This window comes from Colwellia sp. RSH04 (genome assembly GCF_003545765.1).
Classification (GTDB): Bacteria; Pseudomonadota; Gammaproteobacteria; order Enterobacterales; family Alteromonadaceae; genus Colwellia.
The window spans coordinates 42,380-64,107 of record NZ_QXIO01000015.1 but is presented as its reverse complement, the minus strand read 5'-3'; the positions used below and the strand labels follow the sequence as shown (position 1 = coordinate 64,107).

20 protein-coding genes, 2 tRNA genes and 3 pseudogenes are annotated in these 21,728 nt (G+C 36.4%); 9 read left to right on the top strand and 16 right to left on the bottom strand.

Annotation, left to right across the window (positions count from 1 at the left end; all coding sequences use genetic code 11):
* The first annotated feature begins 26 nt into the window (after window positions 1-26).
* Window positions 27-103 (top strand) — tRNA-Met (locus tag D1094_RS17345).
* A gap of 56 nt (window positions 104-159) precedes the next feature.
* Window positions 160-236: transfer RNA gene (locus D1094_RS17340), tRNA-Met, on the top strand.
* Between the two features lie 703 nt (window positions 237-939).
* On the opposite strand, the gene tnpA is transcribed toward D1094_RS17340, so the two are convergent.
* Window positions 940-1,422: an IS200/IS605 family transposase gene (tnpA, locus tag D1094_RS17335; protein WP_259337999.1), complete on the bottom strand. Its 483-nt coding sequence runs from the start codon at window positions 1,420-1,422 to the stop codon at window positions 940-942.
* Window positions 1,423-1,449: 27 nt separating this feature from the next.
* On the opposite strand from tnpA, the gene D1094_RS17330 reads away from it, so the two are divergent.
* Window positions 1,450-2,016 (top strand): tyrosine-type recombinase/integrase, encoded by a 567-nt coding sequence (locus D1094_RS17330; protein WP_118961365.1) that lies wholly within the window; start codon window positions 1,450-1,452, stop codon window positions 2,014-2,016.
* 169 nt (window positions 2,017-2,185) lie between these two features.
* On the opposite strand, the gene D1094_RS19105 is transcribed toward D1094_RS17330, so the two are convergent.
* Complete coding sequence (locus D1094_RS19105; protein WP_118961361.1) at window positions 2,186-2,413, bottom strand: zinc-binding dehydrogenase; 228 nt, start codon at window positions 2,411-2,413, stop codon at window positions 2,186-2,188.
* 88 nt (window positions 2,414-2,501) lie between these two features.
* On the opposite strand from D1094_RS19105, the pseudogene D1094_RS17320 reads away from it, so the two are divergent.
* A pseudogene (locus tag D1094_RS17320) lies at window positions 2,502-3,651 on the top strand (IS110 family transposase); the annotation flags it as partial.
* 404 nt (window positions 3,652-4,055) lie between these two features.
* Here the strand turns inward: D1094_RS17320 and D1094_RS17315 are convergent.
* The 3 genes from D1094_RS17315 to D1094_RS17305 all read right to left on the bottom strand — a co-directional run bounded on the left by D1094_RS17315 (window position 4,056) and on the right by D1094_RS17305 (window position 7,351).
* Complete coding sequence (locus D1094_RS17315) at window positions 4,056-4,520, bottom strand: DUF2846 domain-containing protein (RefSeq protein WP_118961360.1); 465 nt, start codon at window positions 4,518-4,520, stop codon at window positions 4,056-4,058.
* 227 nt (window positions 4,521-4,747) lie between these two features.
* Entirely contained in the window at window positions 4,748-6,277 is a 1,530-nt protein-coding gene (locus D1094_RS17310) for a transposase (RefSeq protein WP_118961359.1), read from the bottom strand.
* Window positions 6,278-6,502: 225 nt separating this feature from the next.
* A complete protein-coding gene (locus D1094_RS17305) occupies window positions 6,503-7,351 on the bottom strand; it encodes a CPBP family intramembrane glutamic endopeptidase (RefSeq protein WP_118961358.1) in 849 nt (282 codons plus the stop codon).
* Between the two features lie 913 nt (window positions 7,352-8,264).
* Here D1094_RS17305 and D1094_RS17300 point away from each other — a divergent pair.
* The gene (locus tag D1094_RS17300; protein WP_118961357.1) at window positions 8,265-9,062 is read left to right on the top strand and encodes an AraC family transcriptional regulator; all 798 of its coding nucleotides are present in this window, start codon (window positions 8,265-8,267) and stop codon (window positions 9,060-9,062) included.
* Window positions 9,063-9,349: 287 nt separating this feature from the next.
* Here the strand turns inward: D1094_RS17300 and D1094_RS17295 are convergent, their stop codons facing one another.
* The 7 genes from D1094_RS17295 to D1094_RS17260 all read right to left on the bottom strand — a co-directional run bounded on the left by D1094_RS17295 (window position 9,350) and on the right by D1094_RS17260 (window position 15,787).
* Entirely contained in the window at window positions 9,350-9,922 is a 573-nt protein-coding gene (locus D1094_RS17295) for a YdeI family protein (protein WP_118961356.1), read from the bottom strand.
* A gap of 61 nt (window positions 9,923-9,983) precedes the next feature.
* Window positions 9,984-10,340 (bottom strand): VOC family protein, encoded by a 357-nt coding sequence (locus D1094_RS17290; RefSeq protein ID WP_118961355.1) that lies wholly within the window; start codon window positions 10,338-10,340, stop codon window positions 9,984-9,986.
* Between the two features lie 198 nt (window positions 10,341-10,538).
* Window positions 10,539-11,198: a hypothetical protein gene (locus tag D1094_RS17285; protein WP_118961354.1), complete on the bottom strand. Its 660-nt coding sequence runs from the start codon at window positions 11,196-11,198 to the stop codon at window positions 10,539-10,541.
* 325 nt (window positions 11,199-11,523) lie between these two features.
* Window positions 11,524-12,423, bottom strand: a complete 900-nt coding sequence (locus tag D1094_RS17280; protein ID WP_118961353.1) for an alpha/beta fold hydrolase — start codon at window positions 12,421-12,423, stop codon at window positions 11,524-11,526.
* A 342-nt stretch (window positions 12,424-12,765) separates the two neighbouring features.
* Window positions 12,766-13,401, bottom strand: coding sequence for an outer membrane protein (locus tag D1094_RS17275; protein ID WP_182440234.1), 636 nt, complete (start codon window positions 13,399-13,401; stop codon window positions 12,766-12,768).
* Window positions 13,402-13,599: 198 nt separating this feature from the next.
* Window positions 13,600-14,865: an AraC family transcriptional regulator gene (locus D1094_RS17270; RefSeq protein WP_118961351.1), complete on the bottom strand. Its 1,266-nt coding sequence runs from the start codon at window positions 14,863-14,865 to the stop codon at window positions 13,600-13,602.
* A 421-nt stretch (window positions 14,866-15,286) separates the two neighbouring features.
* Complete coding sequence (locus tag D1094_RS17260; RefSeq protein ID WP_118961350.1) at window positions 15,287-15,787, bottom strand: ATP-binding protein; 501 nt, start codon at window positions 15,785-15,787, stop codon at window positions 15,287-15,289.
* Window positions 15,788-15,875: 88 nt separating this feature from the next.
* Between D1094_RS17260 and D1094_RS17255 the strand changes: the two genes are divergently transcribed.
* A complete protein-coding gene (locus D1094_RS17255) occupies window positions 15,876-16,358 on the top strand; it encodes a MarR family winged helix-turn-helix transcriptional regulator (protein WP_118961349.1) in 483 nt (160 codons plus the stop codon).
* 49 nt (window positions 16,359-16,407) lie between these two features.
* On the opposite strand, the gene D1094_RS17250 is transcribed toward D1094_RS17255, so the two are convergent.
* On the bottom strand, window positions 16,408-16,632 hold the full coding sequence (locus tag D1094_RS17250; RefSeq protein WP_118961348.1) for a hypothetical protein: 225 nt from the start codon (window positions 16,630-16,632) through the stop codon (window positions 16,408-16,410).
* Window positions 16,633-17,208: 576 nt separating this feature from the next.
* On the opposite strand from D1094_RS17250, the pseudogene D1094_RS19025 reads away from it, so the two are divergent.
* Window positions 17,209-17,354: pseudogene (locus D1094_RS19025) on the top strand (endonuclease III); the annotation flags it as partial.
* 167 nt (window positions 17,355-17,521) lie between these two features.
* Here the strand turns inward: D1094_RS19025 and D1094_RS17240 are convergent.
* On the bottom strand, window positions 17,522-18,034 hold the full coding sequence (locus tag D1094_RS17240; protein ID WP_118961347.1) for a hypothetical protein: 513 nt from the start codon (window positions 18,032-18,034) through the stop codon (window positions 17,522-17,524).
* A 164-nt stretch (window positions 18,035-18,198) separates the two neighbouring features.
* On the opposite strand from D1094_RS17240, the gene D1094_RS17235 reads away from it, so the two are divergent.
* The gene (locus tag D1094_RS17235; RefSeq protein ID WP_147361099.1) at window positions 18,199-19,245 is read left to right on the top strand and encodes an AraC family transcriptional regulator; all 1,047 of its coding nucleotides are present in this window, start codon (window positions 18,199-18,201) and stop codon (window positions 19,243-19,245) included.
* Between the two features lie 199 nt (window positions 19,246-19,444).
* Here the strand turns inward: D1094_RS17235 and D1094_RS17230 are convergent, their stop codons facing one another.
* Window positions 19,445-20,146, bottom strand: coding sequence for a DUF4386 domain-containing protein (locus D1094_RS17230; protein ID WP_118961345.1), 702 nt, complete (start codon window positions 20,144-20,146; stop codon window positions 19,445-19,447).
* A gap of 475 nt (window positions 20,147-20,621) precedes the next feature.
* Between D1094_RS17230 and D1094_RS19020 the strand changes: the two are divergent.
* Window positions 20,622-20,765 (top strand): annotated as a pseudogene (locus D1094_RS19020) (endonuclease III); the annotation flags it as partial.
* A gap of 156 nt (window positions 20,766-20,921) precedes the next feature.
* On the opposite strand, the gene D1094_RS17220 reads toward D1094_RS19020, so the two are convergent.
* Complete coding sequence (locus D1094_RS17220; RefSeq protein ID WP_182440233.1) at window positions 20,922-21,482, bottom strand: CPBP family intramembrane glutamic endopeptidase; 561 nt, start codon at window positions 21,480-21,482, stop codon at window positions 20,922-20,924.
* Window positions 21,483-21,728 lie beyond the last annotated feature (246 nt).

Sequence of the window (21,728 nt, the reverse complement as noted above, 5' to 3'; positions counted from 1 at the left end):
CTTTTATCTTAGGATAAACATTCGGACGCGGGATGGAGCAGCTTGGTAGCTCGTCGGGCTCATAACCCGAAGGTCGTCAGTTCAAATCTGGCTCCCGCAACCAATTTTTATATTAGTTTTAATATGTGTAATTTATACCAAAAGTACAACATATCCTGTCGCGGGATGGAGCAGCTTGGTAGCTCGTCGGGCTCATAACCCGAAGGTCGTTGGTTCAAATCCAGCTCCCGCAACCACTTTTATTCCTTGTAAATCAATAACCTATTTTCGTTGTTTTTATAGAGAAGTCTTAATTTCTATAACTTAGGGCAACGTGACATAAATTTATGTCTCGGAAAAAATTCATACATCGCTTAACCTAATAACAAACTTGTTATCAATTTATTTTAGTTTTTCTTATCCATCACTAATTTCACAAAAACAACAAAAAAGCCATTTGTGACCTCAGTGAGACATTTCATCTCGTTTTGCCCTTTTATTACCTTGCATAAATTTAGTTAAAAGTGCATATATATGCACTTTTTGACCTTAGGGTAACTTCAATCGACAAAACAATTAAGTCACAAAAAAACGTGACATAAGCCATCATTAACTTACCTTAATTGATATTATTTAATTAAAGTTTAATCATTATTTTTACTATATATATCTTTAAGTTACATTGTCGGGTATTTCTAACTTTGTTTTGTTGGTAGCTTTTAAATTGTGACATTTAGTGATCTTAGAAGGATCAATTTAATAAGTTTCAACTAAGCCGTTTTTATGACAGAGAATTAGGAAGTAAAGCTTTATCATACGATATTGGTTATAAATTACCTTTTCACCTTAACTATTAGTTCAATATCACTAATAGTGATTTAATCATGACAGCTTGGAATAAAGGTAAACGTGTTGGTCAAAAGAAAGCATATAAAAATCTCGGCCGCAAGCGACCGAGTTTTAAAACAAGTCCAGCTGGTCTGAATTAATTTCTTTACGATCTAATTCGAGCAGCTGATCTTGAACATATTTTCTAATAACTTCTTCAGTTGCATTTCCAATCGTTTCAACAAAGTAACTTTGAGTCCACAACTTACCACCCCAAAAGTATTTCTTTTTAATTTCAGGATAAATCCTGAAAAATTCACGAGCTGTAATACTTTTAATTATCTGCATTACATCACTTGGTGATTGTTTAGGTATTCCCCTGATTACCATATGAATATGATCTTCTGGAATTTCCAGTTCAACAATATCAATATCGTAATCATATCCAACTTTTTGAATTACCGCCTTCATCGTTGCACGATAAGGCTCATGAAAGACTTTATGACGATATTTAGGTATCCAAACAAAGTGATACATTAATCGATAAACATGATGTGTATTTCTTTGAGTTTCCATGAGCAGTATAGCATTTACTGGGGTTCCCCCAGTATACACTATCCAGCACGGGGGCAAGCCCCCGAGATTTACGCTTCGCTAGTTAAACTTGAAGAAATTTGGCGCATTAGAATACGACTTGAAATTGAAAATAAGCTTGAACAATTGGTTTTATTTAATTTGGCTATCGATAGTAAACTTAGAGCTTGTGACTTGATAAATTTGAAAGTTCGTGACATATCATCTGCTTCATTAGTTCAATCTCGAGCGATGATAGAACAGCAAAAAACTCACAAAGAAGTTCAATTTGAGATAACACCTAAAACTCAACAATGTTTGAGCCAGTGGATATACTTGAAAAATTTATCTTCACCAGACTTCCTATTTCCTAGCCCAAGAAAATCAGGACGCCATATTTGCTATCACTACTATGCCAATTTAGTAAAGAATTGGGTGTTAAAACTAGGGCTAGATATAACTCAGTATGGAACACACTCACTCAAGCGTACTAAAGCATCATTAATTTACGCCAAAACAAAAAATTTAAGAGCTATACAGTTACTTCTTGGTCATTCAAAACTACAAAGTACGATTGAATACTTAGGCGTTGAAATTGAGGATGCCCTATCAATTTCAGAAGGAACTGAAACATAAAGTTTTTGAAGCGCCATTTGAGTTTTTAACTAAAATTATTTATTTAGAATAAATACTCTATGGCGAAATCGCCCCAAAGTGAGATAAATCTTTAAAGGTTTTAATGCCCTGTTAAGGAGTTGATAATGATTGGCTAAAACTAGTTGACCACTAAACATACAATTAATTGTTATTTGTAAATGACGATCTTCCCAGTATTAGTAGCCTCGCTTAATCGTAGAAAAGCTTGACGCACATTGTACTCAGTGAAATTGTACGCCACGTCGAGTAAAGGTTTAAAATCACCACTTTCAAATAGTTCATTTAAGAAAGCGAGGTCACGATTAGACTTGAGTGCTATAACCGTAAACTTCTTGTTCCTTGAGCGCTTTGCACATAGACATAATGACTCCCACACGGTGTTAGCCTCCGCTTTTCGTGGGTTAGCTTAATTCAAAGCCAGAGCCATAATTAGTTTGTCAATTAACTAAACAGCAGAGGCTAACATGAATAAACATAGCATACTTTTTATCGGTCTTGATACACATAAAGAATTCAATGAAGTCGCCTATATTGAGGAACATAGAGGTGCGCAACCTGTTCATCTTGGCCGAGTTTCGTCTTCCAAAGTGGCCGTTCAGAAGCTTGTTCGTCAGTTCGAATCGAAATACCCTGGCGCAACACTTCATTTTGTTTATGAAGCAGGCCCTTGTGGTTATTGGATTTACCGATTAATTACCAGCCTTGGCCATTGCTGTTACGTGGTGGCGCCCTCTCTTATTCCTAAAAAACCTGGTGAGAAAATTAAAACCGATAAACGTGATGCCCTTAAGCTTGCTAAATTACTTAAGTCTGAAGATTTAACACCTATCTATGTTCCCGAGCCTGAAGATGAAGCTGTACGCGATTTATCTCGTGCACGCGAAGTAGCCATGAAGGATTTAAAAGATGCCAAATATCAATTAAAGGCGCTGCTGCTTCGCAATAATATTAATTACAAAGGCACTGCGAATTGGTCACAAAAACATTTACGTTGGCTCACTGAGCTTGTGTTGCCACACCCCGCTCAGCACATCGTCTTACAAGAATTTTTACACACAATTACCGAACGAATAAGCCGACTTGAACGGCTAGATAATGAACTAACACACCACGTTCACCAGTGGCGTTATTATCCCGTTATTAAAGCAATACAAGCTATGCGTGGCGTTCGATTATTAGTCGCCACCGGTGTTGTTGCTGAGCTTGGTGATTTATCACGCTTCGACCATCCCCGTAAATTAATGAGTTATCTCGGTCTTGTACCCAGTGAACACTCGAGTGGTGGCAAACGCCATATTGGCGCCATCACAAAATGCGGAAATGGCCGAGCAAGACGCCTTCTTGTGGAAGGTGCACACACTTATCGGTATGCGGAAAATATATCAACAGATATGCAAAAACGACAAGAAGGCTTACCAAAGGACATTATTGATATTGCGTGGAAAGCACAGGTTAGGCTCTGCAAACGCTATAAAAAAAATGATAGCCAAAGGGAAACACTACAATCTGGTTGTTACCGCCATTGCCCGAGAAATGATTGCGTACATATGGGCTATTGCAAGAGAAGTGGTGCTTACGCCAGTGAATAAAAAACTTAGATTGGCAAGAGTACCGCATGATAAACGAATTAGAGTTAATGCATGGGATCAAGCATCGGGTGTGGCACAACCACCGACGGCGTTAGGATGGCAATGCAGCTAACGCTGCATTGAACCACGAACATAGACTGAAGACAGCTGCCACGACGAAATAAGTAAGGTCTGCTCTGTTACTAGAAATAGTAATAACCAACGAATATCAGCAAGATAACCGACGACATTACTTGCTTCATCCTATGTATTAACTCGCTCTAATTCGAGCTAAAATAATTATGGCTTAAAAAGTTAGGCAAGGATCAGTGCGTTTAACTTGACAGTGGGAGTCATACCAACACCCCACTATGAGGCCAATAATTGTTGGCTAAAATAAACGACGCAGGTGCAAACAGCCAACTTCATTGTCCTTTGTTGAGTGATTTGTTAGTTTTTATTTACTTCTTTAAGTTCATTCTTTGCAAACGACTCTTTGATTAATCCAAAGCCGTAGCTACCAGAGACCGATATTACATTGCCGTATACACCGGCATCTTGTAACTCAGCTGATAGACGGACAAAATAGTTTCTATTAGCTTCAAATTTATATTCAATATTCATTTCCTCAGCACGCCAGTTAGACATAAACGCGCCTTTTTTAACTGTAAGTTTATGAGTACCAGGAGATAAAGTAATAACTTCGTAGCCTCCATTACTAAGTTCAAAGCGATCTTTCCCATCAACTTGAATTGTTGGAGCGGCAGCACCGTCTAACATTGCCCACGGGCGATAAATATAAACATTAGTTTTGTTAGTATCCAAGCTTTCAAGTTGTGTAAACTTTGGCCCTGTTGCATTGCAACCGAAAAGAAGCAAAGCAATAGATATAAGAATTATTATTTTATTAAACATTTACATCAATCCTGTGTGAAAATCTAACGAGCCTGTAGAATTACTCGTTTTTTATATTCTTTTTAATCAAAATACTCTAACTGGATTATTTTCTTTTAACAATCAAAAACGTTTACGTTTTTGGACGATTTTTATTTTTGCATCGTTAAACGTTTATTAAGGGTGTTGATTAAGTGGTTTATGTTGTTTTGATGCTGGTTTTTTGTGTGATGTTGGGCTTTTAGCCCCTAATGCAGATTGTTTCTTAACTTTTCAATATTATGAACAAGACAATACATTTTCCATTGGGTATTCACTTTATCTTGTCCACGCAAAGTGAATTTATTCATGCCTTTATTGACCGTGATATTGCCAAATACCGGTTCGATTGCGCCTAACCTTTTACTATACTGCCGTCGTCCAATGGGGCTGTCTATTTTTACCTTCATTCGGTCACTGTGACTGACATTTTGTACCCGATTCGTTAAGAACTGGACTTGTCGGCCGGTTGATTTGGGCAGCTTTCGCATACATTGCTTTTGCAGTGGACAAAACCGGCAGTCTTTTAAATAACCCGTGAATCGGACGTAGCTTTTACCTTGGGTGATGATACTTGTACTTTGTCGCCAAAGCGTTTTGCCCGCAGGACAAATACAGTGATTACTCACGGGGTCAAAGTTAAAGTCGTCTTGTGTAAATTGTCGCGGCTTGCCTTTACTACGCTTTAATCGCCGTTTTTCTTGCGCTGTATGATAGGTTTCACTGGTTTTAAAGAGTGGGTTTCGGCTTCTAAATTGCGTATCAGCCATGTAACTGTCTAACCCTGTTGTCGCCATGTATTTCAGATTAGCTTCACTGTGAAAGCCACTGTCTGCCGTAAATTTTGCCGCTTCAAACGCATTTGGCGTACCGAGTTTGCTCAATTGATTGTTGAGTTGTTCTATTGCAGGTTTTAACGTTTGCTGCTCACCAACACTGCCCCATGTTTGCGCTTGAAGAATGATTTGATGTTTATCATCATTAATCGCAATGCCGTTGTAGCCTTGAATAGTACCTTTGCTCGTGGTCATTTTAGCACTGTCGTTATCGGTAACGTTACTTTTAACAGGCTTTCCAGTGCTGCCTGTTTTTTCTTGGTGAGTGGCTAAGAACTCACTGATTTTAGTGGCGCTGTTATCAAGCTTCGCTTTTTGCTTTAAGTCATGACTGACTTCATCATCGCTCAAGCTATCTTGTGCTTGATGCTTTGCTAAAATACGCTGGCTAGCCTTGCGTAGCTTCTTTTCTTTGCGTGTTAATTCATCAAACGTCCCACTATATTCCTTACTCGCATTGGATTTTATCTTGCAACCATCGATAGCAAACATATGGCGGCCAATGAGACCCTCTTTATCACATATCAGTAATATTTGAGTGAATATCGGTTCAATTTGGTCTTTCATTCGCGCGACAAATGCGGCAATAGACGTGTAATGTGGCTGAGCATCGCCCGACAAACTCATGAAGGTAATGTTGGTTTCACACGCATTGGCAATACGGCGACTACTGATAAAGCCGCGAGAATAACCAAAGAGAATAATCTTTAACATCACTGACGGAGAATAGGCGGCTGCGCCGCCTTTATCGCTTTGATACCACTGTTCAAAGCCTGATAAATCAAGATGATTATCAACAACATGCGCAAGTGCATATTCAAAAGTACCGGGGATTATTTGCTGTGAAAAATCAATGGGAATGAACTTACTTTGACAAGATAAATCAGGTTTATAGTTCGCCATAACATTTTACTGTCGGTGAATAATATCTATTAGATCACAGACGAAAACTCAATTCAAGGTTAAAAAACAAACAATTCCGTCAAATATAAAAAAGACGTGAAAACGTCTTTTTTGGAGAAATTCTACAGCCTCAACGCCCTAATAAGAGGATGATAATTGTTTGCTAAAATGTGAATAGATGCTGGACCGAGCAAACAGTTAGCAGTCCCGTACTTGATGTGCTGGTTATGTTCTGACAAATTTAAATTCAGCATTACCTTTTATTAAAAAGTATAAAGCCACACAAGTTGCTACAATTGCTATGACAGCTCCAAATTCATCTATATACCAAGCAGAGTTTGTGTTTGTTATTGTTATAGGTGTGAATAACTTTTGGATAAATATATTCGAACTAGCATGATAAATAACTGCAGGCCAAAGGCTATTAGTTTTCATACGAAAATAAGCCATTATTACCCCTGTAGCAGTGATAAAAACGGAAAACACAAACAGCTGGTAATATAATGGTGTTACGTCATTTCCGTATAACCCTAAAATAATTAGAGGCCAGTGAAATAATGCCCAGAGAAATCCACTTACTAATCCAACACCAGTAAAAGACATCGTTTTAGCAAGTTCTGGTACTAGAAAGCCTCGCCAACCAATCTCTTCGCCCAAAATAGACGGTAATGAGACGATAAAACTAATCGTCGCAATCAATCCGAAATGAAAAAGAAATATAGCAAGATCGTTCCAATGAACTAAGTTATAGCTTTCTTTTTGCTTAGACAGAAAATCAACATTATAAAGTTCACCGAAACCACACGCCCATATAATTAGATAAGAGAGAAGCGCAATAATAAGTGGCAAAAGATAGCTTGTTCGTTGATGTTTCCATTCGCCCCAGTGCCAACCTAGGCTCGATAATTTTCGCTTTCTTAAAAGGCAAGTAACCAATGTAGCAGCGCCAACTGACAACATTAGTGGTGTCGCTTGGCCCATTCGATAAATTAACCAATACCCTAAAAGATAAAAAGCTACAACTAATATAAAAAAAGTTGATAACGTTAAAATGGTGTCTTTAGAATTTTTCAATATGACCTCTGATTGACTAAATTAAAAACATAACGAGACTGTAGAATAACTCTAACAACCAAATTCAATTAAAAAACGAGCTCCTGTAATTAACTCTAAGCGTTTTTAAAGCATTAGGTAATGCATTTGGAACCCATAAAACAGGCTGTTTTTCTTAAAAATGAGTAATTCTACAGCCTCAACGCCCCACTAAGAGGCCAATAATTGTTGGCTAAAATAAACAACAAAGCAGCAAACATCCAACAAACGAGTTTTAGACTAAACATGTAACCTGCCAAATAAAATGGCATGAAAACAGCTAAGATTAAACCTACTCTTAGCCAATCTAATTATCTATAACTATCCATGGGTACTGAACCTATCTTTCCTTTTAACAAACCCAAACGAGGCATTAAAAACGTCAACTTAATCATAATAAAACAAGTAATGATTTTTTCACGTTAATTTCTATACGGTAAATACAATATTTAAGAACACTCTTACTAACTACATGTTGTTAAACTAAAAATGAAATGATAGAAAGATTATTACCTGTTTTTCGTCTAAGTGGTAATTATCCCATTTTTACTTATTTAATAAATAGAACGATATTGCAAACACCTCACCTTAGTTCCTTATTATCTCAATATGGACTGCTCAAATTGTCCTCGCCTGTTTATTTCTAAACTTTTATTTGATTTTTTTAGGTAATAGATAAAAATCCCCCCCATGAGACTCTCATATTCGGTTATCACGCATGTGACTCCAAAGTAGGTTTACATTAATAAACCCGATTATGAGGACTAGATGTGAAAATGAATTACTTGGTTTTTGGTACTAATAATATAGATACTGTTGCTATAAACTAAGATTCATTTGTTGATGGTGAAGAGGTTTTGTTACTATCAAAATATATTAGCGAAGTTGTAAGATTATGATATTTAATGATAGGGCAAGCTGGATAAAGCCTTTTACTACAAGAAGATATAAAGCACAGTTTTTGATGGCTAAATTCACCCCCCATCAAAGAGAGTTCCATACCTTAGCCTTTATTGCTGAAGGTCAATTTAATATTAGATATCGAGAAAGAAGCCACATAGTCAATTCTGGCGATTCAATACTTATTCCGGCAGGAGAAATATATTCATTTGAAACGATGAATGATTTGAATTCAATTGTTTATTTTCATTATATAGATACAGTAGAGATGTATCGCTATTCTAAAGATCAATTAATTCCAGACATCGAAAACCTGATTGTTACAAAAAGGTTCACAGCAGCAATTAGCAAGTTTTTATTTTCTAACATTGAATCTGAAATTAACAAGGTTCATTACGAGGAATTACTTCTGAACTTGTTAAATGGATTAAATACTGCATTGAAAAATAGAAAAAAATTCAGTTATGAGCTTGTTAAGTCATTAATTCATGCTCGAAATTGCATTGCTGATAATATGTTTTTAAATTTCAATTTAGAAGATCTATCCGCCAAATGTAAAGTTGACAAGTGGTCGTTATCTCGTAATTTCAAACTGCTTTTTGGTGTGAGCTTATTTAGCTATATCCATGCTTGTCGTATTGTTAAAGCGAAAGAATTATTGAGCAATCAATGCCCAATTGCTGAAGTAGCTTTTGAATGTAAATACGCGGATCAAAGTCACTTCACACGTTTCTTTAAACGTTTTGTAGGAATTACACCTAGTCAATGGATAAAACTAGTAAAAAGTGTATAAACCTTAAAATAGTGCCTATTTAAACTAGGCTATAAGTATTCAAATTTCGTTATAAAGACTGTTTAGATCATCTTCGGACATTAGACTATAAGCTATTTTGCTAAAGTTATTTCTAAATTGATTCCCCCATTGAACCCACAGCTGAAAACGGTTTTTCATATAATAATTATAAGACTTTTTTATCGAATCTAGATTATTACATGGTTAATCTGTGTGTTGCTAAATTGTGCAGCCATGATACTTTCCAATAAGACGCAATAATCACTTGTTATATCGAATCTCACCGATTAAGGCTTTTGTTCATTAACAAGCATATCCATAAATTTTTTAAACCTTTTTTCTCTGGTTTCTGATTTTTTGGCACTTATCAATCCGTATGCTATAGCATAACGGCTTGACTTATTAAGTGTTTCAAAAAACTGCTTTGCATTTAGATTACCTTCCAGTGCGGCTAAAAAATCTGCGGGTACTTCCATTTCACTCACCGCATAGGCGTTTTCCCAACGTCCATCTGATTTCGCCGCACGAACATGCACTAGCCCAGCTTCCTTCATCCGGTCTTCGCTTATCAAACGTTCAACATGCTCTGTATTCCTTTTCGACCAGTTACTTCGTAAAGTTCTCGGAGTTATACGCTGCAGATAGGCTTGATCATCAATTGACTTTTTTATTCCGTCAATCCAACCCCAGCATAAAATCTCAATCACTACATCATTCCAAGTAACACTTTGAATCCCTGTTTTTTTCTTAAATATCTTCACCCACAGTTCACTTTCAGATGCGTGGTTTATCTTAAGCCACTCACTGAGAGCTTTAGGTGTTTCAAATGACATAATTTTAAATGGATCTGGCTCAGGCATCTAACTGGATTCTCATCGGCATAATCCCCAAGGGGCGCTGCTGCCTCTAATATTTATGTTTTTAAACAGAAAAAACAATTTTATTTTTATCCAAATCTCTTACATATGCTGAATACTTAGGGCCTCGTTGACCGGGCTCTCCCTCACAAGTACCGCCTAATGCTAAAGCCTTACTATGAAGTCTTTTTACTTCTTCAGAAGAGCCAACATTTAAACCAATCATGGTTCCGTTGCCATTACTAGCAGACTCACCATTAAATGGTTTTGCAATTGCGAATGCAAAGTTCTCACACTGCCAGAACGTCATTCTTTCGGTTGTTAAAACTTTATTTAATTCAGTTTGTTCGAATAGCGAATCATAAAATTCAATCGATTCTTCCATGTTATTTGTGCCGAAAACACAATAATCTAATTTCATTATTTAATACCTCAAATGATAGTTGAATTTGATGAAGCATAACGTTTTTGCCAAGCGGAAAATACGGATGTTGTTTGGCGAAGCCCCGTAAGTATTTGTCCCAGTGCGTTTTTGTGGCGAACTTTGGCAACTTGTAATGCTCTTGTAATGCTCTTGTAACAGAGTTTATATTGGTTCACGCTTTTTTAAATCAATAAACTAATTATTGTGAATGATTTTTGTAAAGCCGCGTTCAGGACAAAAAGTGTAATTATTATCCATATTTTTACGTTCACCTTTACCTTTTACCCATCGAAATGTAAGGCAATTATCAGACCCATTAAGCTCTATGATTTCAATTTTTATTGGATTGCGTGACTCATAGATACGCACCTCTCCTTGCTTCCAGTAACCAAGTGGGAATTTGCTCCCAAGTCCACTATAATTTCTGGCACCCCACTGTTTTCGTTTATCGTAAATTCTTACCAATCCATCTTTAGAATTATTAATGGTAAAAAATGATTCAACCTCTCCCATTCCCCTAGTACTAAATGTTCTTCGATAATAGGGAACTTCATTGTCAGCCCATTCAATTTTGGTGTTATTTTGTTTAGTTTTATACGGGCCTGTGATGTAATAATTTTCGCATTGCTTGCCACCAGAAGATGCACAAGCTGCAGTAGAAACCTTCTTTAAGGTTAATTCATGTTTACCATCCCATTTTGCTCCGGTAAAAAGTTCAACAGGAATGAATCTCTGATTTGTTCTGCTGTTATAAGCTTTATCCCAAACGCTATTTTCTTCATTAGTAAATGCAGTACAACTTAAGATTAATACAGATATAAAACTTATTAACAATAATTTCAAATAATGGTTCATGTCCGATAGTTCCTATGAGCCTTACTACTCGTTAAGAGGCAAAAAATATATTGGTTAAAATTTGACAACTGTTATTTATCCTAGTTTAAAGTCTTATTATATTTTTATTGCAGAGTGATATTTAATAGTAATAGTCCCATTTCTACTTATTTAAAAATAGAACAATATTGCAATGACTTAAGATCTTAGTAGCACCCTTAATACAAATCCCACGATCCCCTAGGGAGTTATAGTTAACATTTAATGCTTAGTCTCAACCTGATTAACTTAATGAAACCGCAACTGAACGCTGTCTATTGTATTTTTAAGCTACACTGTTTTCCATTTAAATTCGGGAAATTGTGATACTTTGAACTGTGTCTATAACCAAATCCGACAAATAGTTAGGTACTTCAAATTGAGGCAAATGGCCTACATTTTCTAGACGCTCTAAGGTAATGAATTTATTATCTAAACCTAATAGTACTTCCAAACCTTCATCAGATAAAACCGCATCACTATCCCCCCAAATCACATGAATGGGTATTGTTATCTCATTAAGAAGCCCCTCCAATGCATAATCGAAATTCAGTTGCCCATTAATTATCAAATGCGTCTGGTAGAATAATTTATGATGCAAGCTGCTTCTTGAAAGATTACGTTCTAACATTTCCTTTTCAGCAAATTCAGGAATAAATGGTGCTTTATAAAAGCATTTATTTAGCAGACGCCTAAATTCGTTTAGGTTTGTTGGCAATAATAGAGAAGAAGCACCATTAACCACATCTTTAAACATAGTCGTCAAGGGCGCACTTTCGATACCCAGTGGGCTTATTAATATACAGTTTTTAATAATATCAGGAAAACGTGATGTTAATATAGCCGAAATGTAACCACCATAAGAGTTTCCTAGCACAGTGAAATTACGTATATTTTTTTGTTTTAAAAAAGCAGCCACCCTAACAACCTGCTTGTCAATATCAAATCCAACGACAGGGCTAAAACTTTCGCCAAATCCAGGTATATCGATAGCAATGACATGAAAATGACAAGTAAGATTTTTAGCCAGCAGGTTCCAGCTGTCTTTATCAGCACCAAAACCATGTAATAGAACTAAAGAGTGGCCATTACCACCTTCCAAATAAGCTATTTCTCCTTCATCAGTTGTAAGGCTTTTGCGCATAAGTTTAGCTCGAAAGCGCCCCCACCCAACAAACAGTTCAAATATTCTTGTTTTTATACCCATATCATTTCCCTATAAAGATGTATTACTACCGGGATTAATAATCTCGGTAATCATTAATAGCAGGTGACAAACGTAGAGCATTTATTTGAAAAGTTATTGAATGATATTGCGAGCCATATAAAAGTGAAATCAAGCGCTCTTTTAGCCAAAAAACCTCTGTTTGAGAAATACTTACTTTTAATTCTCTCTCTAGCCATACATCACCACATTCACATTTACGGAATCAGTTATTAATACTTGCAACACCAAAGATTAGTTCAACGCTTTTCCTCGTTATGAGAAAAACCTACATTTACTAATAAAGGTTCCAGAATTGAAAAACTGTAACAGTCCGTTTATTTACTAAAACTGATAACCAACGGTAACCATAGAATACACACCACTCGTTTTGATAGCAGAATTAAACAATTCCGCTTTTGCGTCACTGTATCGAATATCAGCACCAACTACGATGTTATTATCAAACTTCCAACTTATACCTGTTGATACCCAATAAGCTATCCCATCATCGTCTTGTTTTCCGATGCTATCACCACTAAAATTGGTGATTTCGGTCACTGAAAGGTTTGCCCCGCCGCCAATATAAGGTTCGATATTATTAAATAACCAATGCTTTCGTATACCAAGGTGTAGTTCTCCTGTAGCGACATCTGATCCACCGTTGGCATTATTGGTTTCTTTGCCAGAACCAACTAAATCAATGGCGATACTTACAGGCCAATCTTGCTTTTTTATATCAAATCCAATACCAAAAGCTGAGTGTTTTTTCTCATCGAAAATATCCTTTTGTAAATGTTTCTGACCAAACAAAATTGATACTCTATTGCTCCAACTGTCGTCAGCGTGAACAAATGAGTTTGGCAGTATTACTAACAATGAAGTTGTAACAGAGGTAGTGATTAATCTTTTAAAATTAATAATTTTCCTAGCTAAATCTGATTGAGGTAAATATAAAATACTGAAGTATTTGAACCTCACACGCTTAAGTCTAAAAACATTATGTATAAAAAATAAAATGAAGGTGTATTGATAAGCAGGTGAGGACAAGTACAGCCACCCACTACAGCTAAAACTCACTACCTAACTAATTTTACTAAGTTATTTCTTCACGAATTATTGTCTTTTCCTTCAGGAAAGGACAATAGAATACTGTCTACAGAATAAAGCACCTTCTTACTAATTGGCGGACAAAGCGTTTTTATGGAGCTTTTTATATTGGAGTGGTGTCTTACCTACGTGTTTTTTAAACGCTGAATAAAAAGCAGACCGTGAATTAAAGGCTGAGTCTATCGCTACTTCAACAACACTTTTTTGACTGAGTGCCGGGTCAAGTAATTGTTTTTTAGCAAAATCAATTCGCTGAATATTAATGAAATCAAAAAAGCTCATCTCATATATAAAACTTAGTGTTTGCGATAAATAGTTGGGAGAAACCGATAATGCATCCGCTAACTGAGGCATACTTAAATTGGCATCTAAATACATGGGCGTAGTAAGCATTAATGAATCAAGTTTTTTAGCAATTCGCGTCATATCATCATTAGAAAGCGCTGATTTAAGGTACTTATTTTTTGACGGTGTCGAGACGGCTTTGCTTTCTGTTGTTAATATATTTTTGGGGTTGTTAGACAGCGATGCTGACTCATTATTTATTTCATTAGCTTTTAATTCATTGATGTAAGAACGTTCAGTACGTCGATATATTCTAGGTTGCATCATGCCCATGATGCCGATATAAAAAATCACAACAACCGAAAAATACTCCATAAAGCCCATCATGGACGTCGCGTCTTCCGATTCTTGAAAGAAAACTAACCCCAACACGCCTTTAACTAAGCCAAATAAGAATAGCCATAACATGTTTGTTAGCCAAATTAATGTGACACGTTCTCGATATGAGAATACGTTCTTAACACGCTTTTTATGTGCGACTAGCATTTTGATACTTAGAAAGACATAGGCAGAGAAACTGATAATTTTAATAAATGTTTGAGCACCCAAACTATAAAAAACCATGTTTGACCATTGTGTGGAGATTACGCCATTTTCCATTAACGCAAGTTTGGCATCGAAGTCCATCAACCAATATGGAATGGATAAGGTGAAACAGAGAAAGAATATAGCGTAATGCTTAAATACAGTTTGCTGGTGATTATTTCTTTCAGGGTGAGTCAATTGTCTTACATACCAATAAAGCGCGATACCAATACAAGCATCAAATGGGAGGTTAGCACCTACCAATAGCGGAAATTGAAATATATAGTTGGTGTCTATTAAAAACTTTTGAAAAACCTCAATACTAAAAGCAATTAATATAATAGATAAGTGAATGTTAATTTCTCTACTTTTTTTGCTGCGAAAATATAGCAAAATAGCAAATATTACTCCCTGCCCAGCAGCAAGGAATAACAGAAGAGAGTTGAAATTGATAATTGGCGGCATGGTTAATAATTCGGGATAAAATATATAAAAAATAATAGCAATTCAGTAATCTTTTATAAATACTGAAAGCTCAATTAAGTAAACGGTTTTTTAATCATTTAGTTCGGGGCCCACCAAAGCGTACTCCTTTATAGTTGTTGAATTTTATACAAAAAGCACAATTTATTATTATCTAAACCTCTCACATATCCTGTGAAGCGCGGACCTTTTGACTCAGCTCTCCTTCACAAGTGCCATCTAAGGCAATAGCTTGTTACAGAACTGTTTTGCAGCCTCAGCTGAGCCGACATCAAAGCCAATAATAGTGTCATTACCATTGGTCGCTTCTTCTTCATCAAAGTGGTCGAATTACCAAAAAGTCATACGGTCTGTTTCCAGTAATTGTAATGGCTTGGCTTTTTCAAACAGTGAATTGTAAAAATTAACAGCTGCTTGCATCAATGATTTTAAAATTGTCACACTCAGTCAGAATAGGCGGTTCAAACTTTGGCTCCATAAAATCAAACATTTCTTGAGATATTTCAAAAAAGAACACGTCTGGATGTTTATCGTTATTTCGCTGCACAACCCTTTGCCACCTTGCCTTTGGCGAAAGTTGCAGATAGTGAAGCTCAGGTGTTATGCCAAGTGACAAAGCTAAGTTTATAAATTTTGAACGTTGTTCAACGGTAGTAAACCCCAAATCCAATATAACGCTCAGATTTTTATCTAGCGCCTGCAGCGCAACGCTCCATATTTGATTATGACACCTGTCGACTCTAGCCATGATTGCCAAAAAATCGTTTTCAAGGTTATCTTCGCTGAATAAGGTAGTCATCCAGGCATCAATAGAAAACCGTATTGCGCTAAGCTCACTTGCTAGCCGGATCGCATAAGTTGTTTTTCCGGCGGCTATTGGTCCGGTAATTAAGATAATTTTCATTTAGGTCTTTTCAGTATCCTTTACATTCAAGCATTATACTTCCACAATACTTGATATATCAAGCATTGTGGAAGTATAATGCTTTCTGATGGAAAATATTAAGAGACCACTTGCAAAAGTCACTACGGAAAATAACACTATGGAAATAAACGAACACAGAGTAAGTCTGTTGTTATCAATTAATACGGCAAACTCGTTGCTCTCTAAGAAGCTAGACGGCACCCTTGGAGCAATACACGGAATTGGTCTAACGGAGTATATGGTGCTCAATGACTTATCGAATGCACACGAATATACCGTGAGAAGAATTGATCTTGCTGATTCGTTAGGTAAATCAGCATCAGGTATAACTAGAATTCTTCTTCCAATGGAAAAATCAGGCTTAATTGTTAAACAGAGTAATCTCAAAGATGCCAGAGTCAGTTTGGTAAAACTAACTGACTCTGGTATGGAGATTTTTAACAATGCACATCTGACAGTATCGCAAAAATGTGACCAAATTTTTGCACATTGGAGCGAAGGCGAATTAGTGTCGATTTCAAAGCTTTTGAGTATGCTTTCTCTGAGGTAAAGATGAATAAGGTCAGCAATGTATAGTCTTGGCGGCGGAATGAGAACAGCTAGTTTGCCAATGAAATCGATAGGGTCAAAGAACACGTGTGTAGTGCGCTATGACCCAGAATCGAAGTCGCGCTGAACGGTAAAATCGTCGTGACGCCGCTCTGGATGACCACTTTAAATTGAATTTCTTTTTCATCGCCAAAGCTCTTGGCTGCGATTGTACTAAATGAAATTAATGTTGTTATTAACGACATCAAATAAATAGTGAGCTTTTTAATATTCATGTCTCTTCCTTCAAGTTTCAATGTCGCCATTGTTATCTAGGCTGACAATAAGCACACGTAAAATTCTATGAACGGCGTGTTATTTTCATTCTATTTCGTTTAACGGTCTAAAATAATCAATATACGGTTGGGCAAGAGTGATTAATTTTTAATAAAGTATTTGCCATAACTATAGGTATTCTTCTATCTCAACTCTGTTTCATCCTGTACATGTATTCAGGATACAGTTTTTCGCAGTCTCTGCGTGTCTATTAAATCGACCCAGTTATAATCTGTCCTATAACTTCACCTTCAAGTGAAATGCCTAGTTTTATGGAGCCAGATTGTAAAACAATAAACGCAGCACAAATAGATCCTCAAAATACCGCTTTTTGGATAAAGATGACGGTTAATGTTCCTGAAAGTACGTAAAAAAACACAAAACCTCATAGTGTCTATATTTCGGGCAAGGCAGCAGGTTCGGTATATTTTAATGGTTATTATTTAGGTAGTAACGGTTCACCAAATTTAGAGCAAGTCGGAAAAATAGACGCAATGTTCTATGTACCAGCAGATATAAGTATGTCCCTATACAAAAAAATCGTGCCAAAAAAATTTAAAGTAGACGTACACCACTGGCTTATTCTTCACGGTCGCTATACTTGTGTTGCACGTAAACCACGCTGTGGTGATGTATTATTAAAGACTTGTGTGAGTTCAAGGATAAAACAGAGCAGCCTTAAGTCCGTTCAGAGTTGTTGGAACAACAATAGACGGATTTAAGGCATTATATTTTCGTTATGCTACTTCAAGCAATAAGCGAACTTCACTCTAAGGGGGGGCGGACAAAGTAAGTAATCCACTTGACAACAATGGACTCTCCTACTCAGCCTTAATCACTGTTTAATTTTTACTTTTTATTACTCACCTGTTTTTTGCGTCTCCATGGCTCAATAGGTTGTGAAAAATATCTCCACCAAACGTATTTCCAAGGGACACAAATAATGATTAAACCAACCCCGATTAGCGATCCTTTTACACTTACAACACCCGGAATTGGCTCACCTGCCATCCATAGTGGCAGTGCGACAGCAGCCAACCAAACTACTTTCCAAACGATTTCAAATAGCATAATAGGTAGAAACGCTATTGGGCGAAACATGCCGCCGATAGCCAATAAAGCAAGTGTAAATAAAAGTGAATGCCCCACACCTCGCCATGATGTCCACTCAAAAGGCCCCTGTAAAATAGACATCAACTGCCATTTACCAATGACAAACACTAATCCCGCAAAAAATACTCGAAGTCCCCAAGTTTGCCATAGTGGTACTAATGGCGCGTTATTTTGCGTTAAATTGTCTTCGTTATTAATACTTTCACTTGCAATAACACTGTCGTTATTTGTGACCGATTTACTGTTCATAGCAATAACCTTATTGTTCAAATTTCGCTTCAATACTCGCATGTCTAGGGGCTTAAGGAGCATCAAATTTCAAAATCGATACACGAAAATGAACAAAAACAAGAAGATTATAGAAAAAGAACTGAGTTACTGTAAAATAGCGTCAGAAACAAAGGGAGTAAAAGTTGGAACTGTTACATCTAGCCCAATTAATTATAGTCTTGCTAAGTCTTACATTAGCCATCTTTCATTTTCGCCTAAAAGAAAGGCATCTGTTGCACTTCATGTTTGCGATTTTTTGTGCATCCACCTCCATGTATCTTGTACATAAAGCAACCAGTCACTATTGGGATCCTTATCACCATTTAATAGGCCTATTGGGGGTTGGCATTTCTAGTGGATACTGGTTATTTGCGCGTTCATTTTTTCGAAAAAACAATCCTATTAATAAGCATCACCTGCTTTTGGTAGGCTTACTTTCAGCATGCTTGATATTACATCATCTTTTACTCTTTTCTAAAAAAACATGGTTAGTCAATTCAGTTTGGCTACCGGTGCTATCAGACGTTTTAACTGAAATAATTGCAATATTGTATCCTGGCATGCTCATTCTTATTTTCTGGGAAGGTTATAGAGTTTTACATAGTACAACTTCAATACAACGGAAAATAGCTTCTATTTACCTATCCTCATTCATTTTTTGCGTTATCAGCGTGATGTTAATAGGAGCGTCACTTCCAACTACTCTATTAGCTGACGCTGGGCGAGACTGGCTATCGGCTTTCGCATTTTTAGTCATGCTAATCAGTACTCATGGATTAATTCTCTTCCGCCAACAGCAACTTGATCAAAAAGAACAGAACACAGCCCCCTCTGCACAAGAGGAACCCGAACTTGCCCAAAAAATCCACACGATTCTGGTTGATGAAAAACGTTATTTGGAATCGAGTTTACGAGTTGCTGACATCGCTCGTGAATTGAACGTCCCCGAATATCGTATCCGATCTGTAATGCTCAACCATTTTAATGCTAAAAACTTTAACCACTACGTAAACCAAATGCGTATTGAACATGCTAAAACCATATTGATTGCACCTGATAAAGTTGACTGGCCTGTACTTGTCGTTGGAATTGAAAGTGGTTTTGCTTCCGCCGCTCCATTCACACGAGCATTTAAAGAGTTTACTGGCTTTACACCCGGTCAGTATCGTAAGCAACAGTTGGAAATTTAATAGCTTATTCAATCAATAGCTGTTGAAAGAAAAGCCAGACTTTCATAGAGTTGACTCAAAAATAGCCCCCTCAATTAAGAACAACCCAATCTAAAAGCCAGTTTTAGCAAAGGATTGTGCATCTCCAATTTCAGCTTAATTTAATTATAATATTGTTTTCAGCAATCCATCAAGTTTAACATGAAAACTGCTAGTGAATTTATTTCAGAATTTGAGACCTTGGTTGAACAGAACGATCTGTTATCCCCATGATTAAAAGCCACAAACAAGTACCAAGTTCGCCTAAAGAAGCAGGCAATGAAACAAATGCTGGGAGTTCAACCTCAGGAAAGAGAAAATGCTGGAAAAATAGAGTCAAATAACCAAAGCATCCAAACATAAGTAAAACACCCAAAAGTTTTGGGATGTACGCAGATTTAAAAATTAAATATCCTAAGGGGAATAACCATAACCCCCAGAAAATTTGAACGACAGATATTCCATTGTTATAGGATCTAAGTAAAAGCATGACTTTCGTTTGAATTTGTTCGGTACTTAACGAACTCAAAAAATTAGCGTCACTTAGTAAAGTTAAAACATTTACTTTATCCACCATGTTAAATAGAGAAATAGGAACGCTTACTACAGAAAAGGCAACCATTAATAACGCGAGGCGTCGATTGACATCTTTAAAAATATCGAAAAAAATGAGCGGTAATAATAGATAAATAACATAACTTAGAATTCCGGCAACAATACCTGATCGATAAAGAAACTCCGATGATGAGATATTGCTCAGCGTTAAAGCTGCATCGCTCCAAACTATTAATTCAGTTGGTACATACTTCAAGTTGAATATGCCTGTTATTACGAGTAGCAAATATAAAATGCCTGCCAATCTGCCTTTAGTATTTAAATTCATATGTGATCCCTTAATACTACAATACACAGTAAAAGCCGTATATTGGCAGATAAGAAAGGTATTTATGCGTCGAATTCGAAATTCGACGTACAATAATATTCCATAAACTTAAAAATATACTATTTTTGGGGTACTTGTTCTTATGACGTAAAGTGTTTCTGCATCCCTTTATTGTTACAATGGAATTAGGGCGTTTAGGTTATATCTTATGGGATGACTTATGGGTAATCTAAGACTACACAGAAATACACCAAAATTTGATCGACCCATAGATGTATTTTGCCTTTTACTGATAGGCAAGTTAACATCCATAGACGCTAGTCAAGATTTTAAATATCATAAACAAAATGAATCTTAATTGAATTTTGAGTGCGAAAAACCGCTTGAACTCACTGAATCGACACAGATGCAATAGTCATAGTCACAGTCAAATTATGGCACTGCACAAACGATACATTAATAACACCTACAATATCTACTTTTCTCATCATTTGGCTGGCCTACCATCGCCGTAGATACGCATATTTACCGTATTTCCAATCATACTAAGCTTGCCATGGGTAAAAACGTGGTTGAGGTAGAACAAAAGCTGATGAAAGTGGTACTAGCAGAGTTTAAAGAGAAAACAGACTAGTCGTAGGTTTGTTTTGAGCGCTCAACGGAAGTTTGAAAGCCAGCGCTTTGACTGTGGGCATTAGTTTGAAAGCTCAAGTTATAGTTTTTATTTTATTGTATTGAAACACTTATTATTGTGAAGTCACCTTGCTGTATTAAATTAAATTTTTGACCTAAATGCGCCCAGTACATTCATGTTTAATAAGAACAAAACCGTTGCTGGAATAATTAAAAACCACAGAAATGAAAAAAGGCCTATATATCCTTCCATCGCGAAAGTTTGATTTGGTAATAAAAATACATTCCCATTGGGGCCATTTGAAAATACGCTATTATTAATCCAATTCCAGCCAATGTGCAGCCCTATTGGGAGCATGACTGAGTTAGTTTTACTGTAAGCTTTGGCAAAAACGTATCCCATAAACCCTGTTGTGATGATTACGAGAGTCATTCCTAAGAGATTGCCCCAAATGCCATAGGTAAACCAATGATAAATACCAAATGCTATTGCAGAAATAGCTATAGCCTTGTGCTCATTTAAGTATGCAATCAAAAGGTAGAGTAAAACACCGCGAAACAATAATTCTTCAAAGACTACTGAGCTAAAATCATAAGCGCTTGAATATAAGAATTTACTGATTGTCAGCTCATCAGAAATTGTCCAATTAGTGCCATGAATAAGAGTAAATAAAAGCTGAGTCAACAGGCTAAGTGTTCCCATTAACACGAACCCGAAATAAAATTCATTCAATCGTTGTTTAACGGGAGTTATCCAAATTCGAAAAATATTACGTTTTTCAGCTAAATAAATGGATAACCAAGATAAAATGAGAAGTGCTAGGACTATTTGTAGAATAAATGACATAGATATTTAAAGTATTTATTTTTGTTAGTAATCGACAAGCCTCATATTCTTAAGTGTTTTCATCAGGGATCTTTTGGGGAAACCCTTTTATTTCAAATATCA